The 21,052-nt window shown below is 41.2% G+C and carries 18 protein-coding genes; 10 read left to right on the forward strand and 8 right to left on the reverse strand.

Annotation, left to right across the window (positions count from 1 at the left end; translation table 11 throughout):
* The 3 genes from rpmJ to KSO91_RS10640 all read right to left on the reverse strand — a co-directional run.
* On the reverse strand, positions 1-88 hold an 88-nt coding region (rpmJ, locus tag KSO91_RS10630), incomplete at its 3' end, for a 50S ribosomal protein L36 (RefSeq protein WP_238743001.1).
* A 380-nt stretch (positions 89-468) separates the two neighbouring features.
* Complete coding sequence (locus KSO91_RS10635; protein ID WP_238742984.1) at positions 469-1,779, reverse strand: GGDEF domain-containing protein; 1,311 nt, start codon at positions 1,777-1,779, stop codon at positions 469-471.
* A 275-nt stretch (positions 1,780-2,054) separates the two neighbouring features.
* Positions 2,055-2,924, reverse strand: a complete 870-nt coding sequence (locus KSO91_RS10640; RefSeq protein WP_238742985.1) for a LysR family transcriptional regulator — start codon at positions 2,922-2,924, stop codon at positions 2,055-2,057.
* Between the two features lie 210 nt (positions 2,925-3,134).
* Between KSO91_RS10640 and KSO91_RS10645 the strand changes: the two genes are divergently transcribed.
* From KSO91_RS10645 to KSO91_RS10655, 3 genes are all read left to right on the forward strand, one after another.
* A complete protein-coding gene (locus KSO91_RS10645) occupies positions 3,135-3,830 on the forward strand; it encodes an SDR family NAD(P)-dependent oxidoreductase (RefSeq protein ID WP_238742986.1) in 696 nt (231 codons plus the stop codon).
* A gap of 122 nt (positions 3,831-3,952) precedes the next feature.
* Positions 3,953-4,888, forward strand: a complete 936-nt coding sequence (locus KSO91_RS10650; protein ID WP_238742987.1) for an aldo/keto reductase — start codon at positions 3,953-3,955, stop codon at positions 4,886-4,888.
* 224 nt (positions 4,889-5,112) lie between these two features.
* A complete protein-coding gene (locus KSO91_RS10655; RefSeq protein ID WP_238742988.1) occupies positions 5,113-5,559 on the forward strand; it encodes a CDP-archaeol synthase in 447 nt (148 codons plus the stop codon).
* 22 nt (positions 5,560-5,581) lie between these two features.
* Here the strand turns inward: KSO91_RS10655 and KSO91_RS10660 are convergent, their stop codons facing one another.
* A complete protein-coding gene (locus KSO91_RS10660; protein ID WP_238742989.1) occupies positions 5,582-6,514 on the reverse strand; it encodes a metallophosphoesterase in 933 nt (310 codons plus the stop codon).
* A gap of 223 nt (positions 6,515-6,737) precedes the next feature.
* On the opposite strand from KSO91_RS10660, the gene hflX reads away from it, so the two are divergent.
* Positions 6,738-8,081, forward strand: coding sequence for a GTPase HflX (gene hflX, locus KSO91_RS10665; protein ID WP_238742990.1), 1,344 nt, complete (start codon positions 6,738-6,740; stop codon positions 8,079-8,081).
* A 72-nt stretch (positions 8,082-8,153) separates the two neighbouring features.
* Here the strand turns inward: hflX and KSO91_RS10670 are convergent, their stop codons facing one another.
* Positions 8,154-10,064, reverse strand: a complete 1,911-nt coding sequence (locus KSO91_RS10670) for a sigma-54-dependent Fis family transcriptional regulator (protein WP_238742991.1) — start codon at positions 10,062-10,064, stop codon at positions 8,154-8,156.
* 506 nt (positions 10,065-10,570) lie between these two features.
* Between KSO91_RS10670 and KSO91_RS10675 the strand changes: the two genes are divergently transcribed.
* From KSO91_RS10675 to KSO91_RS10700, 6 genes are all read left to right on the forward strand, one after another.
* Positions 10,571-11,671, forward strand: a complete 1,101-nt coding sequence (locus KSO91_RS10675; RefSeq protein ID WP_238742992.1) for an ABC transporter ATP-binding protein — start codon at positions 10,571-10,573, stop codon at positions 11,669-11,671.
* Positions 11,664-12,767, forward strand: coding sequence for an ABC transporter ATP-binding protein (locus KSO91_RS10680; RefSeq protein WP_238742993.1), 1,104 nt, complete (start codon positions 11,664-11,666; stop codon positions 12,765-12,767). The genes KSO91_RS10675 and KSO91_RS10680 overlap by 8 nt, the downstream gene beginning before the upstream one ends.
* Positions 12,760-13,623 (forward strand): carbohydrate ABC transporter permease, encoded by an 864-nt coding sequence (locus tag KSO91_RS10685; protein ID WP_238742994.1) that lies wholly within the window; start codon positions 12,760-12,762, stop codon positions 13,621-13,623. The genes KSO91_RS10680 and KSO91_RS10685 overlap by 8 nt, the downstream gene beginning before the upstream one ends.
* Positions 13,624-13,643: 20 nt before the next feature.
* Positions 13,644-14,444: a carbohydrate ABC transporter permease gene (locus tag KSO91_RS10690; RefSeq protein ID WP_238742995.1), complete on the forward strand. Its 801-nt coding sequence runs from the start codon at positions 13,644-13,646 to the stop codon at positions 14,442-14,444.
* 9 nt (positions 14,445-14,453) lie between these two features.
* Positions 14,454-14,735: a DUF2160 domain-containing protein gene (locus KSO91_RS10695; protein ID WP_238742996.1), complete on the forward strand. Its 282-nt coding sequence runs from the start codon at positions 14,454-14,456 to the stop codon at positions 14,733-14,735.
* Between the two features lie 104 nt (positions 14,736-14,839).
* The gene (locus tag KSO91_RS10700) at positions 14,840-16,564 is read left to right on the forward strand and encodes an ABC transporter substrate-binding protein (protein ID WP_238742997.1); all 1,725 of its coding nucleotides are present in this window, start codon (positions 14,840-14,842) and stop codon (positions 16,562-16,564) included.
* 466 nt (positions 16,565-17,030) lie between these two features.
* Here KSO91_RS10700 and fbp read toward each other — a convergent pair whose 3' ends face one another.
* The 3 genes from fbp to KSO91_RS10715 all read right to left on the reverse strand — a co-directional run bounded on the left by fbp (position 17,031) and on the right by KSO91_RS10715 (position 20,972).
* Entirely contained in the window at positions 17,031-18,032 is a 1,002-nt protein-coding gene (gene fbp / locus KSO91_RS10705; RefSeq protein WP_238742998.1) for a class 1 fructose-bisphosphatase, read from the reverse strand.
* Positions 18,033-18,197: 165 nt separating this feature from the next.
* Entirely contained in the window at positions 18,198-19,280 is a 1,083-nt protein-coding gene (locus KSO91_RS10710; RefSeq protein WP_238742999.1) for a glycerol dehydrogenase, read from the reverse strand.
* Positions 19,281-19,340: 60 nt separating this feature from the next.
* The gene (locus KSO91_RS10715) at positions 19,341-20,972 is read right to left on the reverse strand and encodes a dihydroxyacetone kinase subunit DhaK (RefSeq protein WP_238743000.1); all 1,632 of its coding nucleotides are present in this window, start codon (positions 20,970-20,972) and stop codon (positions 19,341-19,343) included.
* Between the last annotated feature and the right edge of the window lie 80 nt (positions 20,973-21,052).

A 21,052-nucleotide genomic window follows, 5' to 3' on the forward strand; every position in this document is an offset into this window, starting at 1 on the left:
GCTCTACACAGATAACTCGCACAACACCTTTGCGCTTGATAACTTTGCAGTTACGACAGATTTTTTTAACGGATGCACGAACTTTCATTGCAACACTCCGAGTTAGTCTGTTTATTGATAATTATCTACTGAAAACAGATATGTAATTTGTAAAATGATCTAAAAAGAGCATATATCGTTTAATGTATATCCAGACCAAATCGCGACGTAATATAGCAAATCTTTAATTCATGTTCGAGAGTTACTTGTCGGAAATGAATAATAATATTCTCATTTCAGCTATTTTTGCTGTTTATCGGCCGTTCACTGGTTGTTAAGGGGCTTTTGGGCACTCGGGCCAGAGAATAATTTTATCGCCCAGTTGTCAACAAAAATGTTCAAAATCACCGAGCTCACTCTTGACTACAAAAAATGATCTCTTGTGTACAGTATTTTTCTTTCTCGTAATGAGCACCGTAAGGATAGTGATTAAATTTCATATTGAACTTCAACTCGATTACGACCGTGTTTTTTGGCGTTGTACATTGCTAAATCAGCGCCTTCGAAAAGTGCGGTGATGCTGTGTTGTCCTTTCATCTTTGATTCAGCCACCCCAAAACTACAAGTAATAGTTTGCTGGGGAATAAGGTCGGCCTCACTCACTTTTATACGTAAATTATTGGCAATAGTCATTGCGCTCTTACTTGTCGCATTAGGGCATAATATCAAAAATTCTTCACCGCCCCAGCGAGCAAAATGATCTGTTTCTCTGATTGTTTTTTTGATTAACTGAGCTAGATTACATAACGCTTCATCACCAACCTTATGGCCATAGCTATCATTTATTTTTTTAAAATGATCTATATCAAACATGATTAGTGAGCAGGTGTCAGCCGGTGAGTTTTGTAGTTTTTGTAAAATATCACGAGTACCTGCTCTATTGGCAATACCCGTCAAAAGATCTGTTTTAGCCAATGTTTCAAATTTATCTTTTTCAATACGCAATAGATGGTTTATTTCTGTAAGTTCTTCAGTTTGTTTGTGTTTTAAATTTATATTTGTATTTAATTGATAAAGTCGGTAACTGGCGAGCATGAAAATCATAGTTATCCAGCAGATCAGTAAGGCCAAATACAATACGTGACTGCTGAGCCATTTGCCGCTGAGTTGTGCCTTGTATAAAGTGATATCAACACTGCGTTTCAAGTGGCTGTCACCGGTGGCTATGCTTAAGCTGGTTACATTGCTTAAATTGCTTTGAGCCTTAGTGCCGGTGGCTTTATTTTGCAGGATCCACCATGATGGAACTGAGAAGTTACTCAGGGGGAGACGGTACAAAGAACTTGTTGAAGATGGCAATATGACCTGCATGTTGCTCTTATTGTGGATGACATTAGAAAGGCTTCGATTGACTTCTCGGTTTACCAAGTAAATTAATAATGTATCTTGCGAACTGGATTGGTGTTCAAGCCAAAGAGATAGATGGTCAAATTGACTTAGATCTATGCCGTTCGAGCTGTTTGTTGCGATCGAAATATTAAGGGTACAAAAAGCAAAGGTATTTGAGGGTATGATTTGGCAGTGTAGCTTCGCAGCATCGTCAGTGTCGACTAGCGTACTTTCAGAATGACCTCCATTTATAATATCACCTCCCGCAGATATTATGGCGTCAGGAGCGGGGTAGATGTCTACTGTTTGGTTCATCCCCCAGTATTGCCAGATAATTAACACGACTGATATGGCGGCTGTAAAAAAAAAGAGCCATTCAATGGTGCGAAAATTTAGTTTGGGGAGGTCCATTTATTTGCTCTCAGCATCGACAATGTCAAAAGACGGATTTTAATACAAATACAGCCGTAACAGCTAGCGAATAACATCTTTGGATGCAACAGAGTTCACATATATACGCATATATGATTTTGGTGGCGATGCTATCTGTGCCATTTTATATAATAAGCATATTCATGTTACCAGAACAAAATAATTACGAGAATAAATTGGTTGTTTTTATTGTAAATTGCCATAGGGCGTAGAGCGGGTAGGGGTTAGCGCTTTTTGCTGAGGATATGGCTTATTTAAAAATAATCATTGGCAAATTCGATAAAGGCGGTCAGTTTTTTAGACTGATGAATTAATTGTGGGTAAATCATAAAAATGGTCAATCCTTTGGGCATATCATCTTCCAATATTGCAACCAGCTCCCCATTGTTAATCTCTTGATCTACTAAGTATTCAGGTACTCTAATAATTCCCTCCCCCCTTAATGCCAAAGTCTTGAGCATATGATTATCATTTATCTGTAGCCAACCATCCGCAGCTACGTTAGCGCTTAAAAATGGCCAAGTTAATTGCTCATGTCCCCTTAAACACTGGTGTGTTTTTAAGTCAGCAGGCGTCTGTGGTTTACCCATTTTTTTTAAATAAGCAGGGGAAGCACAGCAACAGTGTTGATATGGCAAGATCGCTCTTGCCACCATATTTAAAGGCGGTTCGTTGGTTGCGCGAAAAGCCAAATCAAAATTGCTGCTATTAAGATCGTAACTGGTATAACTACTGTCTATCAAAAATTCAATGGCGGGATGTAAGGCCCTAAATTTAGAAAAAATATCGAGCAGAAATCGCTCGGTAAATAAGCTTGGAGCGGTTATTTTTATTAACCCTTCAATGGTTTTGCCTTCATGGGCTGCATTGCGTTCTAATTCTAGAAGCGAGTGGCGAATTTTATTTGTTCCTGTAAAAACGCGCTCACCTTCTGCAGTTAAACGGACACTTCGGGTGGAACGAATTAACAAAGGTAAGCCCATCTCTTTTTCTAGGCGGCGAATTTGAGCGGATAAATGACCTCGTGATATTTGTAGGCTTGCCGCGGCAAGGGTGAAGCTTAAGTGACGTGCCACTTCGCTAAATAACATTAGCCTTTCAAGTTTTTTATGTTCTTGATGCATAATCATCACTCGCTTATTGTTTGTTATATCAAACAATGAATTCTATTTTGTCATATATTCATTTGCAATGTTTTAGTGAAAAATATGACCTCGCGTATCTATATAACTAAACTACCTGAAGATGCTCAATCTGCATCCAATAAGGAGAAGATGGCAAGTCGATACTGTGATCCATTTTTTAAAATAAAAAATAAAAAATAAAGGATAAAAATGATAGATATAGAAAACAGATGGGCGTTAGTAACAGGAGCCAGTCGTGGCATAGGACTTCGCATTGCTAAGGCTCTTGCAAATAAAGGCTGCAAGCTCATTGTGCACTCACGGGAATTACAAGGTACGAAAAATTTACTTGATGAATTAAAAGCGGCGGGACATGAGGTCTATGCCGTGGCTGCTGAGCTTGATTCAATTGCTGATGTGCAGCGTTTGATCAGTGAGGTGAGGGCGTTGAGCAATGATCATCTGGATATACTTTATAATAACGCCGCTATGATGACGAAATATCAGCCGACATTTGAGCCTACAGAGGAGGAATATAGAATCAGTTTTCGGGTCAATACCATTGTGCCTGCGAAGCTATGTGATGTGTTTCTGCCCGGAATGATAGCCCGAAATTGGGGGCGTATTGTTAATGTATCTTCTGGCATTAATAATCAACCTCAGCTTATGCCTTATAGTTGTTCAAAAGCGGCATTGGAACGATATGTGCGCGATATGATCCCAACCTTGCAAGGTACCGATGTGTTAATGAATCTACTTGATCCTGGGTGGCTGAGAACTGATCTTGGTGGCCCAGAAGCACCAGATGATCCTGATTCAGTACTTCCCGGCGCACTTGTGCCTGTTTTATTGGAGAAAGATCAAGGCAGTGGCTTGCTTTTTTGTGCGCAGGATTATGCTCGCTAAACACTATTTGAACAGTAAAAAACAATGACTAGCAGCGGTTGCTTATTGCACTAGTCATTAGAGATAGCGTTACCATAAGTATCATTGATACAGTCAATATTGACTATGTATGAGGACATTTTATGAAACAAAGAAAGTATGGCAAAACGGGTAAAATGGTCTCTCAATTGGGATTTGGTGCATGGCAACTAGGTAATTGTAATAAAAGCGAATGGGGGGATGCGCAACAGGATCCTATTCGCCTTGTCCATGCAGCGATCGATCAGGGGATAAACTTTTTTGATTCGGCGCTTAATTATGGACAGGGTGCCTCAATGGAAAATCTAGGCAAGGCGTTAATCAATAAACGCGCTGATGTTGTGCTGAATACTAAATTCGGGCACGGTCCTGATGGTGAAAATTTTGATCCCAATACACTTAAAGATACGGTTGAAACCAGCCTTAGGATGTTAAAAACTGACTATATCGATTCAGTGATACTGCACAGCCCAGCAATTGAACTTTGTAATGGTGAAAACCCGCTTTATCCTATCTTTCAGGAATTAGTAAAGGAGGGAAAGATACTCGCTTTTGGTGCATCGATTGATGATCATAACAGTATTGATGAGCTCGTTAGAACAACCCCAAGTAATATCATTATGCCATTATATAATATTAATTTCCAAGATAGCGGTTTGGCTTTTAAAGAAGCGGCAGAAAAAGAGTATGGCGTGGTAGTCAAAGTACCGCTCGATTCCGGCTGGCTCACTGGAAAATTTTCCCGAGAGAGTACTTTTAGTGATATCCGCAGCCGCTGGTCTACTGAGGAGATTAAACGCCGTTATGGACTTCAACAGGCGCTTAACAAAATCATTAATGAAGAGATGACGCTTCATGAGGCTGCACTATCGTTTATTCTCGCTCAGTCAGAAGTGTCGACTGTTATCCCGGGGATAAAAAATGAGCAGCAGTTAGCTGCTAATATATCGGCATCTAAAAAAGTAATGTCACCAGAGTTAGAGAGAAAACTAAAGGCGTATTATGACACTAATATTAAATCAGCACCTTTAGGCTGGTAAATGATGCCCATGGCTTAGAATGTCATTACCCAATTCTAACTTTGCATCTTGTTGAACTACACTTGAAACAAGCGGGTCACTTCGTAGTGCGGTGCCTGAATCTAAATAAGTTCAGTTGGAGGCCGATATGCAACTTTATAAGGCGACACTCATCTGGTTTATATATCGCTTGCACGGTTTGATATAATACGGTGTTAGAATTTAAGCTGTTGTTGATATTGATTGTGGCTAACGGCATTCCCGTTATTTTACATCGCTGCTTCGGGGCCCTGTTTTCTAAGCCTGTAGATGCAGGATTGTTGCTTGCGGATGGTCATCCACTATTGGGTTATTCTAAAACGTGGCGAGGTCTTTTGGGGGGAATCATAGGTGCAACTGTTGTGGCTATCCTGTTTGCCTTTCCTGTCGTATTCGCCGTTACGTTTGCCTTGTTCTCTTTGCTGGGGGATTTGCTATCCAGTTTTATTAAACGACGAATGAAGCGAGCTCCGAGCAGCAAATTTATTGGTGTTGATCAGATTCCAGAGGCTATTTTCCCTCTTGTTGCGGGAACTTATTGGTTGGATTATGGTTTAAATAGCATCGTCATTGTCACCTTGTCTTTTTTTCTTATTCACATTTTAACGTCTCCTGTACTGGCTCTCTTGGGGCTTCGTAAACACCCTCATTAGCTTGGGTATATCTTCAGTGTGATCAGGTAAGCCTATGGAGTGTTATTTCGGGGAGACAGTTTATCCGCACATTGACGACTGAAGTACCAGAGCCTACCGACGTATAACCTTGCATTTTGTTATAATGCCATCTCCCATTGCCCACAAAACGAGGACAGTCTGAATCAAGTACAATAGGGATCCCCCCAGGTAGGCATATTTGACCGCCATGAGTATGTCCTGACAACATCAAATCAAAGCCAGCCTTTGCTGCTTGTTTGTATACCGCTGGAGTGTGTGACAAAAGGATACTTGGTGTGTGTTCTGTGAGCCCAGCAGCAGTTTTGGGGATGTTGTCAACACAAAGGTAGTGAGCATCATCAATTCCAGCAAGAACTAGTGACCCTTGTCCTCGCTTAATGAGTGTGTGTTCATTTATAAGAACTTGAATCCCCATCTCTTCCAAGGCTGGAACCATTAAAATGCTGTCATGGTTCCCTAACACCGCGTATACCTGCTTTTGCAAATGCACTCTTACGCGAGCCATAGCGGCGAGAGACGGTTGTATATCCCCGTAAGTACGCGCACGATAATCTCCGGTCATTACGCAGATGTCATAATCGACCTCTCTGATGCATTCCATCAAAGCAAGCGTTGCTTTGTCATCCATATCAGCATGTAGATCGCTAAGGTGGAGAATGGTAAAACCATTGAAATCTGCATGAAGGCCAGGAAGTTTGATGCTGTTGTAGCGAACTTGAATGCGTCTTGCATTACGCTGCCCTTTGCGATACATCAAGCATAAACGCAAGATATTTCTGATCAGTGAATGCACAGAGTACCAATTTTCAATATGGAAAAAGCTACGTCCTTGCCCAAAGATTTGCGCTTTATGCGCCTCCTCTATATCAATTCGTTGTCGAGCAGGATCTATGCCTAGTCGTTGTTCTAGCTTTGCTACGATTTCTCTATTCATATTGATAAGATCGATTTCTTTTTGCTGGCAGAGTGGATAAGAATGAGCTGTTACTATTGAAGTATATACCCAAATCACCTCAGAGGCTGATTTTGCATCTTCAAGTAACAGAGGTATATATCTCGGTTGAAAAATGCCAAGGAAAAAGCTATTGAGTAGATAGGAAATGTGTTGACATAGGCGTAGGATTGCATTTATTAGCCCTTTAGCGATAAGTTTTATTATGCCACTGATACTTGAAAGCCCAATGAGCCGCGCCTTATTAATTTCTATTCGTATGCCTAATGTAAATAATCAGGAAATTAAAGAATCGCTGACTGAATTAGCACGCTTAGTCAGTACATTAGGCTTTACTGTATTCGCCACGCAAACTCAGCGACAAAACTCCACTAAGCGTTCATCTGTACTGGGATCTGGGAAACTAGAAGAACTTGCGCGCTTAACCGCACAGCTCGATGATGTGCAACAAGATGAAGCACATGCCAATATTGATGAGCAGGTTTTGAATGATTTTTTAAGCGCACCAGAGGGCAAGTCTCATGCAAATGTGGTGGTCTTTGATTGCGAACTCAGTCCGATGCAACTGCGTAATGTTGAAACCGCATTAGGTGTTAAAGTGTTTGATCGTACCGGGATTATCATTGAAATTTTTAGTCGTCATGCACACACTCGTTCGGCGCGATTGCAAGTCGAGATCGCCCGTTTAAATTACCTCACCCCACGCTTACGTAGTGACCATAGTGGTGATCGTGAACGGAAAATGGGGCGTGGCATCGGGGAAACCGCCTTTGAACTTGCACGTCGTAAAATTCGTGATAAGCAGGCGGAACTTAGGCGTGAACTCAAAAAAGTACAACAGGAGATGCACGGTCGACGTGGCAGCCGTGCAGAGCAATTCTGCGCAGCATTAGTGGGTTACACTAATGCTGGTAAATCATCATTAATGCGCGCGCTGACAGGCTCAGACGTTTTAGTCGAAGATAAGCTGTTTGCCACATTAGATACCACCGTACGTGTTTTACAGCCGCTCACACAGCCGCGAATTCTGATTTCAGATACGGTTGGTTTTATTAAAAAACTACCCCATGATCTAATCGCCTCTTTCCATTCCACCCTAGAAGAAGCCAAAGATGCAGCCTTGCTGCTCTATGTGGTTGACGCCGCCGATGAAAGTTTTCGCTCACAACTGACAGTCGTCGATGAGGTGTTACAAAAATTAGAGGTTAATACTCATAAGCGCTTATTGTTACTTAATAAAATTGATTGCCTCAGCGTTCAGCAACAGCAAGCATTGAGTGAAGAGTTTCCTGAAGCGATGCTGATTTCATCCCGTGATCCAGTCGATATAAGCCGAGTACACCAAGCAATAGAAATGTTTGCACTGCAACAGATGCACTCTGCGAGTTTTAATGTTCCCTATGGCGCAAGTGGTGTTTTGGGGGAGATTCATAGCAAAATGCAGGTGATAGAAGAGCAATATCACGCAGATGGAGTGCGTTTAACCGTCAAAGCCAACACGATAGAATTGGAACGATTAGTAAAGGTGCTGCACAATTTGGATCGCTAATCTTGATAGCGGCTATTTGCTTTGGCCCTTTATTAGTGTGAATAAGCCATCGAGATGAATTATGCTTATCCGTTATTTATAGCCCTTATCACGTAGGCGTTTATAGACCGTATTACGGCTAATATTTAATTTTTTTGCCGTTTTAGAAATATTGCAACTGAGTGATTGATAAAGAGCAATTATATCATCAGCGTCAGTTTTTGTTGTCGCATGGCTAAGGGGACTTGAGCCAGCCAGAGAGCTTTCATTTTTTGTTTTTATAAAAGGAGTTATATTGCTTTCGTTGATATCCATATCATCAAAGAAATCATCAGGAAGGTGCTGCCAGTCAATAATTTCATTACCAGACATTGCTTGAGCAATTTTAATTACGCTCACCAATTGGCGAATGTTACCTGGCCAAGGATGTTGACAAAATGCCTGCATTACGCGTTCTGTGATTAAGGCATGCTGCTGGTTTTCGGCATAATGATTTAACAAAAAACGGATCAATTGCTGGCGGTCAGTGCGATGACGTAACGCGGGTAACTCAATATTTAGACCGCTTACACGATAGTATAAATCTTGTCTAAAAGTACCTGCTAGCACGGCTTCTTTGAGGTGGCAGTTGGTTGCGGAAATTAATTTAAAGTCTACGGGGTAAGATTCTGTACTCCCTAGCGGAGTCACTCTACGCTCTTGGAGCACACGTAATAAGCGAGCTTGCACTTTTAGCGGCATGTCACCTATTTCATCTAAAAACAGAGTACCTTTGTCTGCTTTACGAATCATACCTATATAACCTTTAATATTTGATCCCGTGAAAGCACCTTTCTCATAGCCAAATAGTTCCGATTCAACTAAGTCATGTGGAATGGCAGCACAGTTAACAGTAATTATATTCTGTTTATAACGTTGACTTGACTGATGCAACGCTTTTACAAAAATCTCTTTACCGACACCGGTTTCACCGCGGATAAGAATAGGGATATCTTTGTCAATAATACGTTCAGATTGGTTTATGGCTTTAGCCATAACCGGATCACCAAGGCTAAGCTCTTGCAATTTTAATGTGTTATTTTGTGAGGCATGAATAGAACTACTGTGCTTATTTATCAAGGTTCTAAAATCTAAAACGCGGGGCTTATCTTGCTGTGGTTTATGCAACACGCCGTGAACCCTAAATTGTTTCTTGGTCAGTAGGGGGACTTGGAACCCTTCGGGTTGGTTAATTAATTGATTGACGTTGATTTCGAAAAGTGTGGATATATTGACCAGCTGCAAATTACTCGCAAGTACTAATTCAGCGCGGCGGTTAGCTGAAATAACTAAACCGGTTTCATCAAAGACTATCAAGGCTGACCACTGGCTATCGATATTGTCAGGGCTGGTATTAAAACGTAGTAAGAAATGTTGGTTTTTAAAATGAGAAATAATCAGCTGATTTTCGATTGCTTGAGACATGATTTTTACCATGCCTAATGTATGTGAATCGGGCAGGTAAGTATCACTTGATATATCGATAACCCCTAGCATTTCTCGGTCGGCACCAAAAATAGGTGCTGCAGATCCGGTCATAAAACGATTATCAATTAAAAAATGCTCATCCTGACTGATTTGTACTAGACTACCCGTTTTTACAGCGGTACCTATCGCATTAGTACCCAAATTGTCTTCTCGCCAGCCCGAACCAGTTTGAAATATTTCTTCACGTTGCTTCTTAAATCTCTGCTCTCCCCAGCTGTTCATAATAAAGCCTTTACTGTCGGCAAGCATGACTTGGCTATTACTATTGGCTAATAAATTTTCATAATAGGGTATCACCTCTTCGTGGGTTGTTTTAATAAGCAGCTCGTGTTCATCTAGTAAAGCAGATAGATCACCAACATCAAGGCGTTCAATTGAAGGCTTTGATTGATGATTTAAACCAGAATCTCGACAGCGTTGCCAAGATTTTTTAATGAGCGTGTCATGGTCTATATACTCTACTTTTTTGAGATTCATTTCAGCGCCTATTTATCAATTTAATACGGTATTTGGAATTACGTTTGCACTGTAATCACCCCCTTTTAATAAATTAATTACGCTCTCATTTTATTTAACATCTTGAACGTTTTTTTAATTCAATCTAACAGTATGGTTACATTTTTAAGTGTTTTTATTTACATTCATCACAAATAATAGAATGAAATATAATCTATCGCTCAATGAATTCAAAATATCACACCCTCTAACGCAGCTGTGAACACTATTTAATGGCATTTCATAGAGAATAGACATTAATTAACAAACTGCTCACATTGTTAACGATTTGTTAAGTTTTCGTTAAAGGTGACCATCTTTTGCTTCCGTTTCAAATCCATATAAAACATGGAAAACACTACATATCAATTGCTTAGCCTGTTACTTTTTATTTTGGCACGAATTAAGCAATACAGGGGCTGACTTAGCGGAAATGAACACCGAACAACTTTTGCTGCACACTTAAACGAAAAGGAGATTAACGCCTTATGTCCCTGGAATTGGAAAATGTCACACAGATAGTTGATGGTCAGTACTACATTAATCAGGCCAATCTAAATTTTAAACCTGGCTCCTTTAATGTATTACTGGGTCGTACCCTATCTGGGAAAACGAGCTTAATGCGTTTGATAGCGGGGTTGGATAAACCGACTTCGGGGCGTGTCTTAATGAACGCTATAGACGTCACCAAAATGTCAGTGCAAAAGCGTAACGTATCTATGGTCTATCAGCAGTTTATCAACTATCCCAACATGAGTGTTTACGAGAATATTGCTTCTCCGCTGCGCTTGGCTAAAGAGCCTGAGGCAACGATTAAAGAAAAGGTAATGGAGATAGCAGAGATGCTGCGCATTACAGAACACCTTTCGCGATTACCATTAGCGCTTTCTGGTGGTCAACAGCAGCGCACCGCAATGGCACGTGCATTAGTCAAAGATGCCAGCATTATTTTATTTGACGAGCCATTAGTCAACTTGGATTATAAATTACGCGAAGAATTACGCTTAGAAATGCGTACGCTATTTATGCAGCGTAACACTATCGCAGTGTACGCAACGACTGAACCTAACGAAGCCCTCGCATTGGGTGGAACAACCACCATTTTGCATGAAGGGCAGATCATTCAAAGTGGCCCAACAGCTGAAACCTATCACTATCCTTGTAATGTTACTGCGGCCACTTTATTTAATGAGCCGCCCATTAATATGATTCTAGGGCGGGTGACCGAAACAGAAGTGACCTTTGATAATACAGTTCATTTTCCGCTAACAGCAGAATTAAAAGCCTTAGGAACCGGGGAATTTCAATTTGGTATCCGTCCTAGTCATTTGAGTCTATTACCTAAGAATGATGATGATTTAGAGCTTTCAGTGAAGGTGGAGGTAGCTGAAATAAGCGGCTCCGAAACGTTTTTACATGTACGTAATGCCCATTTTCAGTTAGTCCTGCATCTATCTGGTGTGCACGCTTACCACGTAGATGAAAAAATAAAAATTTATGTGCCGACTCATAAATTAAATGTATTTCACAAAGACGGAGGCTTAATTCAAGCGTCAAGCCGTCGAATTGAGGGGTCCTATCATGGCTGAGATTCAACTTAAGGGATTAGCGCATAGCTACAATAAACATGCAGAAAATCCAGAATATGCGATTAGGCAAATGGATCATATTTGGAAGGATGGTGGCGCCTATGCATTGTTAGGCCCATCAGGTTGTGGCAAATCGACCTTACTTAATATCATTTCTGGCTTATTAGCGTCCTCTGAAGGGGAGGTGTTATTCGATGGTGTTAGGGTTAATGATATCCCACCGCAAGAGCGCAATATTGCGCAAGTTTTTCAGTTTCCCGTGGTTTACGACACCATGACTGTCTTTGATAATTTAGCTTTTCCGCTACGTAATATGAAAACGAGTGAAAGTAAAATTCTAACTAAAGTGGGCGAGATAGCTAAGATTCTTGAGTTAACCACGGTACTCAATAAAAAAGCGGCTAATCTCACTGCGGATGAAAAGCAAAAAGTTTCTATGGGTCGAGGTTTGGTACGAGATGATGTTTCGGCCATTTTATTTGATGAACCACTGACGGTTATCGATCCGCAACTGAAATGGAAACTGCGCCGCAAACTGAAACAGATTCAGGAAAAATTTAAGATCACCATGGTGTATGTCACCCATGACCAACTTGAAGCGTCAACCTTCGCTGACAAAATCGCGCTGATGTATGAGGGACAAGTGGTGCAATTTGGTACGCCTCGAGAGTTGTTTGAATATCCCAATCATACCTTTGTTGGTTATTTTATTGGCAGCCCCGGCATGAATCTAATGGCAGTTCAGCGCTGTGAGCAAGGTTTGATTTTTGGCGATACCGTATTCACGTTAAATAAATATGAACAACAGTGCTTAGACGACTCTGATTCTCATAATGTGAAGCTCGGTATCCGACCTGAGTTTGTACATGTATGGGATAAACCTAATGGCGAGGCGCATCTGTCAGAAGTAGAGTTCGTTGAGGACTTGGGAACTTACAAAATAATCAGCCTCAAATTTGAAGGGCAAACAATCAAAGCACGTTTACAAGAAGATCAAAAAGTACCGCATGGGCAAGTCTATATTAGTTTTCCTGAACAATGGTTGATGCTTTATATCGATGAATACCTTGTCGCTAAGGATGGAACGTATGAGTAAAACAAAAAATAACAAAGCATGGTTTCTTGTACTGCCCGTCTTTGCGTTAGTCGCATTCAGCGCCATTATCCCATTAATGACTGTTGTTAATTATTCATTGCAGGATATTTTTGATGCGAGTACGCGCTATTTCGTGGGCATCGAATGGTACCAAATGATACTCAATGATAGCCGTCTGCAAGACTCGCTGTTACGGCAATTTATATTTTCGGGTTGTGTCTTGTTGATTGAAATTCCATTAGGGATATTAGTTGCGCTGATGATGCCCAAGGCGGGTAAGTGGTCCGTTGTCTGTTTGTTGGTTTTGTCATTACCTCTATTGGTGCCGCTCAATGTGGTGGGGACAATTTGGCAGATTTTTGGTCGTGCTGATATAGGCTTATTTGGCTGGGCATTAAATTCATTAGGCATTGACTACAATTATGCTGCAAATCCAATGGATGCTTGGTTTACGGTACTGCTTATGGACGTTTGGCACTGGACCTCCCTGATCGCGCTGTTGTCATTTTCAGGATTGCGTGCCATTCCTGATGCTTACTATCAAGCCGCAAGTATCGATCGGGCCTCAAATTGGGCAATCTTTCGTTTTATTCAATTACCGAAGCTTAAAAGTGTCTTGTTGATAGGTGTGCTGCTGCGTTTTATGGACAGCTTTATGATTTATACGGAACCTTTTGTCTTGACTGGGGGCGGGCCCGGTAATTCAACCACTTTTTTAAGCCAGTCATTAACGAAAATGGCAATAGGGCAATTTGATATAGGACCTGCAGGTGCATTTTCAATTATCTATTTCTTAATCATTTTATTAGTTAGCTGGTTGTTCTATACCGCGATGACGCATAACGATAATAAATAATACAAGTAAAGGATTCACTTATGAATATTAAGAAAACCTTGGGGTTGAGTACGTACATTGTGTTCTTACTTTTACCCATTTATTGGCTATTGGTTATGTCATTCAAAAGTAATCAAGAAATATTAGGTAGCTTGAGCTTTTGGCCTGAGACGTTCACCTTTGCTAACTACATGACCATTTTCACTGATGCTAGCTGGTACATGGGGTACGTCAACTCTATCTATTATGTCTCGCTAAATATGGTGATCACATTACTGGTTGCATTGCCTGCTGCATATGCCTTTTCTCGTTTTCGTTTTATGGGAGATAAGCATTTATTTTTCTGGTTGCTCACCAACAGGATGTCACCACCTGCCGTATTTTTACTGCCTTTCTTCCAGCTGTATTCATCGGTTGGGTTGTTTGATACCCACATCGGGGTCGCTTTAGCGCACTGTCTATTTAATGTGCCACTAGCAGTGTGGATTTTGGAAGGCTTTATGTCGGGCGTGCCAAAAGAGATAGACGAGACAGCCTACATCGATGGTTACACTTTTCCGCGTTTCTTTGTGAAAATATTTATTCCTTTAATTCGCTCTGGTATTGGCGTCACGGCTTTCTTTTGCTTCATGTTTAGTTGGGTCGAATTATTGTTAGCGCGCACATTAACCTCTGTTGATGCAAAACCTATCGCAGCAGTCATGACCCGAACAGTGAGTGCCTCGGGTATTGATTGGGGCGTTTTAGCCGCGGCAGGGGTGCTAACAATATTACCGGGTGTATTGGTTATTTGGTTTGTTCGTAATCACGTAGCGAAGGGCTTTGCCCTTGGCCGCGTTTAGGAGAAGTATATGAATTGGTTGGATTGGATGGCCTGGACCACACCTTCTGCGATGTTTTTTATCGGCATCGGCTGCATTCTTTTGGCAATGACTTGCTGGGAAGTATTGAGTCCAAGCTTGGAACGAAAGGGATTCTTACCTATATCTACCACCAGAGGCGATAGATTGTTTATTAGCTTGCTGAGTGCTGCGTTTATTCATTTGGGGGTAATTGGGTTTACTGGAATATCGATTTGGATAGCCTTTAGTGTGGCTATTGTTTGGCTATTTATTGTTATGAAATGGGGGTGATACCACGAAGAGATGACTAATGTTTTACCTAATAATGTGTAGGTACGATTGAGTACCGAAAGTAGATACATAATATAAACTTTATAAATAACAGGAGTTACATAATGTTTTCTAACCAAAAATTAGTATTCAAACTAGGACGTTTAAGTGTTGCGATGTTAATTGCTGGGTGTAGCAGCTTAGCGCTCGCGGACCAATATAGTGATGCCTCAACAAAGTGGATTAAATCAGAATTCACTCCCTCTACGCTAAGTCAAAAGCAACAAATGGATGAGATGAGTTGGTTTACTGAAGCTGCAAAACCATATAGAGGTATGGAAATTAATGTCGCTTCTGAAACACTTACAACACACGAATATGAAAGTAAAACGTTAGCAAAAGCTTTTTATGAAATAACCGGTATTAAAGTTAATCATAATTTGATTCAAGAAGGCGATGTCATTGAAAAATTACAAACGCAAATGCAGTCAGGCGTTAATATTTATGATGCCTATGTCAATGATTCCGATTTAATCGGCACACATTTTCGCTACGGCAAAGTAGTGCCTATCAGTGACTTTATTAAAGGCGACGGTAAAGCGGTTACCAACCCAATGCTTGATTTAGATGATTTTATTGGTTTAAGTTTTACCACGGGACCTGATGGAAAAATTTACCAATTACCCGATCAGCAATTTGCTAATTTGTATTGGTTCCGGGCTGATTGGTTTGAACGTGCCGATTTCAAGAAGAAATTTAAAGGCCTATACGGTTATGAATTAGGCGTACCACTGAATTGGTCGGCTTATGAAGACATTGCCGAGTTCTTCTCTGAAAAAGTAAAAATGATTGATGGTAAACGGATTTATGGCCATATGGATTACGGTAAAAAAGATCCATCTCTAGGTTGGCGTTTTACCGATTCATGGTTATCGATGGCTGGCGCGGGCGACAAAGGTATTCCTAATGGTCTTCCTGTCGATGAATGGGGGATTCGTGTTGAGGGCTGTAACCCTGTCGGATCAAGTGTTGAACGTGGAGGTGCAACCAATGGCCCTGCAGCCGTATTTGCAACGGCAAAATATGTAGAATGGCTTAAAAAATATGCTCCACCGGAAGCCGCGGGTATGACCTTTGGTGAGTCTGGGCCAGTCCCTGCACAAGGCAGCATTGCACAGCAAATTTTCTGGTATACCGCATTTACGGCTGATATGACTAAACCGGGTTTACCTGTGGTAAATGAAGACGGCACGCCAAAATGGCGGATGGCTCCTTCTCCACGCGGTCCATACTGGGAAGAGGGGATGAAACTAGGCTACCAAGATGCTGGCGCGTGGACGTTCTTAAATTCAACGCCTGTTGACCGTCGTCAAGCGGCTTGGTTGTATGCACAGTTTGTTGTTTCGAAATCAGTCTCTTTGAAAAAAACTATTGTTGGTTTAACACCGATTCGCGAGTCGGATATAAACTCACAAGCAATGACCGATTTGGCACCTAAACTAGGTGGACTAGTTGAGTTCTACCGCAGTGATGCCCGCGTGCAATGGACGCCGACTGGGACTAATGTGCCTGATTACCCTAAACTTGCACAGTTATGGTGGCAATATGTTGCAGAAGCAGCGAGCGGCGAAAAAACACCACAACAGGCAATGGATGGTTTAGCCGAGGCACAGGATAAAGTGTTAAGCCGCTTGGAACGAGCCAATGCACAAGGCGAATGTGGCCCTAAACTGAACCCCAAGAAAGACGCTAAGTATTGGTTGAGTCAACCGGGTTCACCTAAAGCGAAATTAAGTAATGAGAAACCGCAAGGTAAGACTATTGCTTATAAAGATCTGATCGCTCGTTAGCATATAACTTGTATCAAGATGTAAAAGTCGACTGACTGTGTATATTAGCAGTTTGTATTTTAATAATACCAATTCCATTAATTAAATGCTCTGTTTAAGCGTAAAAAAATGGATGAAAGCAGGTCGTTATTTGCTGGGATTGGTATCAATGGCTTTAATTGAAACCGGCCTCACTCGCTGGTTTTGTTATTACACTGGGAGAGGGTGTCTCGATTATAAGTGAATTTTCAATACGGATAATATAGCAAAACAAATAAAAAGTTGATCACTCTTACTTGTTAGAGTCGGCCGTCATTGCGCATCAGTTTGATTACTTTGAGCTTGTCAGTGAGTTTCAATATCAATGTTATGCGGAAGGCTTATAAGCGGGCAGATAAAGAGCACCCTTTAGGAGGCAGGTGCTTTGTTGATTTTTAGATTTGTTAATAATAGGGTATTGCAACTGTATTGTTAAAAACGCTTCAAATTAAGATGAGTATTTTTCCATCATCGTTTGTACATCGGCAACCATATTACGACTACCGCAAAAAAAGGGGACGCGCTGATGTAACGCTGTCGGTTTTAGCTCCATGATCCGATTAAAACCATCACTCGCTGAGCCACCGGCTTGCTCAACCAAAAACGCCATTGGATTACATTCGTATAGTAATCTCAGCTTACCTTGCGGAGAAGATGCTGTTGAAGGATAGATATAAATCCCCCCCTTTAGTAAATTTCGGTGAAAATCGGACACTAGAGAACCAATATAGCGTGATGTATAGGGGCGGTTTGAGACACTATCTATCTCTTGGCAGAATTTTAAATATTTTTTTACCCCATCAGGAAACTTCAAGTAGTTACCTTCATTTATCGAATAGATTTGTCCATCCTCCGGTATCTGTATATTTTCATGTGAAAGGTAAAATACCCCCAGTGAGGGGTCACAGGTAAAACCATGAACGCCATGCCCTGTTGTATAAACCAGCATAGTAGATGAGCCGTATACTACATATCCTGCAGCGACTTGGCGTGAACCAGGTTGTAAAAAATCATTTAAAGTCACAGGGCCTCCAAGAGGACTGATACGACGATAAATTGAAAAAATAGTGCCTACCGATACATTCACATCAATATTTGACGAGCCATCAAGGGGATCCATTAAAACCACGTATTTGCTGTTTACACTGCGCTTGCCATTAAAGGTTATAAAGTCTTCCTCTTCTTCTGAAGCCACGCCGCAGACTTCACCTCGCGCTTCTAGCGCGGCTTTAAATGTGTCGTTGGCATACAAATCCATTTTTTGCTGAACTTCTCCTTGGATGTTTTCAATACCAGTTGTGCCAATAATATCAACGAGGCCAGCTTTATTTATTTCTCTATTAACCACTTTCGTGGCTAAACGAATCGCACTAAGCAATAATGATAATTCGCCGGTTGCTTCCGGAAAATCATTTTGCTTTGCTACTATGTATTCACCAAGTGTAATCATTGTGTTGCCCTTTTTTGTGAAAATAGATAAACCTTTAGACAATGCCCATACGCTAAAGAAAAAAATTCCTCCCTAGAGTGTAGACGGGCTCCCTAATACTTGAAATTTAGACAAAATAAAACCGGTCATTTATTAAATAATTGCCCGGTTTTGAACAGAACTGAGTTATTGACCTAGTTTGTTGGCTGTTAATATGGCTGACAGTACTGACTCGGTGGTCACTTCAAATGGCATATTATAAATTGTTTCACCTTCCGCGCAGGATGCGGCGGCTACTTCACGTAACTTATCTATATTGAGCTCTTTAACGCCCATCATATGTAAATTGGTTGGCAGACCAACTGATTTACAGAAGGTTAATAGTTCATTAATTTCTGCCAGAGGGGCATTTTCTAGTACTAAATGTACCAATGTTCCAAAGGCAACTTTTTCGCCATGGTATAGGTGATGACACTCTTCCAGTTTTGTTAAACCATTGTGAATCGCGTGTGCTGCCGCTAAGCCACCACTTTCAAAACCAACACCACTTAAATAGGTATTTGCTTCAATAATATTTTCAACTGCTGGAGAAGTTAATTTATTTTCAACGGATATTTTAGCTTTAAGACCATCTGCAATGACTGTGTCATAACAAAGTTTGGCTAAGGCTTGAGCGGCTAGTGTTGGTGCACCACCCGTATTTGTTGCCTTGCCTGAACGGGCTGTAGCGCGTGCTTCAAAGTAAGTTGATAATGCATCACCCATTCCTGACACGATTAATCGTACTGGTGCGCCCGCAATAATTTTAGTGTCCATAATAACCATGCTCGGATTACGTGGGATCATTAAGTATTCGAGGAATTCGCCTTTAGGTGTATAGACCACTGCAGAGGCACTTGTTGGCGCGTCTGTTGAAGCAATGGTGGGGACTATAACGACGGGAGTATGACAATAGAAGGCAATCGCTTTTGCTGTATCCAATGTTTTACCACCACCGATACCGATAATGACTTGTGATTTATTTTCTTTGGCAATTTTAACTAAGCGCTTAATTTCTGGGTGACAACATTCACCATTAAATTTTTCTAATACTAATTCACTTCCCACTGCAGCAAAGCTGTCTTTTACCTGCACGCCGACTAAACCTGTTACAAAGTCATCTGCAATTGCGAACACTTTTTGACCTAGCGGTTTAACATATTCACCGATGCTATTAAGTGCATTGGCGCCTTGAACGTATTTGCTAGGAGAAACAATAATTTTATCCATGGTACTTTTCCTTATAAAAATAGGTTGAGAGCAAGTCGCTCTGTTTTTAAAAACTCTGTTTTAGTTAAAAATGGCAAATACTTTTTCGACTGCGGCCGCGCCAGGATCTTTAACTCCGTCAAGGTTGCTGCTGTTTAAATAAGCAGATCGTCCTGCTTTCGCTTCTAGCATTGTTGCTGTACTTTCTGCGCCAAGTTTTGCCGCGCTAACCGCTGATGCAAGATTCTCATTTTTGAATGCGAGTAATGCAGGCTCTAAGGCATCAATCATCGTGCGATCGCCCACTTTCGCTCCGCCAAAAAATTTCATCTGTTCAAGCCCGCTGAGCAGTGCCTCAGGTAACTCTTGGTGCTTAGCGAAATGGGTGCCGGCGGCAGTAAAGAATATGGAAAGCAAAATACCACTGGAGCCGCCCATGGAAATCGCCAGATCTTCACCAATCACCCCAAGCAGTTTCTGTATATCGGCAAGCGGTAGTTTGTTATCTTGTAGTTGTTGCTGCACTCGGAGCGCTCCCGATGAGAAGGTAGACCCCGTGTCGCCATCACCAACTAAGGTATCAAGTCGGTTCAATTCGCTTTTAAGGTCGATTACCGTTGTACATATTTTGCCGACAATCGCTGCAACTGCGGGTGATTGGGAGGGCACATATTCAATACTATTAGAGACTTTGCTAACAGTGGTCGGTGTCGCGTCATTAACTTTAATGCCCGGAGACCAAGATTCCACCGCAACGGGTGCCATCAAGGCGATTTCTATTTCGTCACTGAGCACGATGCATGATAGGGAGAAACCTTTCATATCAATGGCGGTAATAAAAGGTTTGGGTCCAAATAGATAGTGCATGTTTTTACCGAGTGAGGACTCCACCACATCTTTGGTGAGTAGACTCATCTCTAAGGGGGAAGTACCGCCTAAGTTATTAAGCAACAGCGCATATTTTTGTTTGTTAGTTTTGGCTAATAGCTTTTCAGCCATCAATTCAACGATATCTCGACTGTGATCAATATCAATAACAGCCACCCCAGGCTCACCATGAATGCCAAGACCTAATTCCGCCTTATTAGCTGGAATCCTGTTGTCATTATCTTCACCGGGAATATTACAGCTGCTTAGTGCGACGCCTATGCTGTAAACATTTGTATTACATAACACTGCATTGCGCGTAACTTCTTCGAGGTTTGCACCTTGCTGTGCATAATAACCCGCTACTTTGTGCACAAAAACAGTACCGGCAATACCGCGCGGATGCTTGCTATCTTCAATAGAAATATCATCATTGACGATAACCATTTCAACTTTAAGACCTAATTTCTTCGCTTTTTCTGCCGCTAAGCCAAAGTTAAGCCGATCGCCCGTATAATTTTTTACAATTAATAAGCAGCCGGCTTCACCCGTTACATAAATAATGGCATTTAATACCGCTTCTACGCTTGGAGAAGCAAAAACATCTCCGCAAACAGCTGCTGTTAGCATACCTTCACCAATAAATCCTGCGTGTGCAGGCTCATGTCCTGAACCGCCACCGGAAATGAGCGCCACTTTGTTTTTATCCCAATCTTTTCTAATAACAACCCGGATATGTTCATCAATATCGAGCCTAGTTAAATTATCATGTTGGTTACTGTATATCAGACCATCTATTGCATCCCTAACTAGAGTGCGACGTTCATTAAAAAACAATTTGGACATGGCAAAATTCCTTAATATTTATTGGCATGACTAATAGCTATTTAAACTGCTTCTAGATCTAATTAGCTAAAATCATAAAG

Origin of the sequence: Psychromonas antarctica, assembly GCF_022267535.1 — a bacterium.
GTDB lineage: Bacteria > Pseudomonadota > Gammaproteobacteria > Enterobacterales > Psychromonadaceae > Psychromonas > Psychromonas antarctica.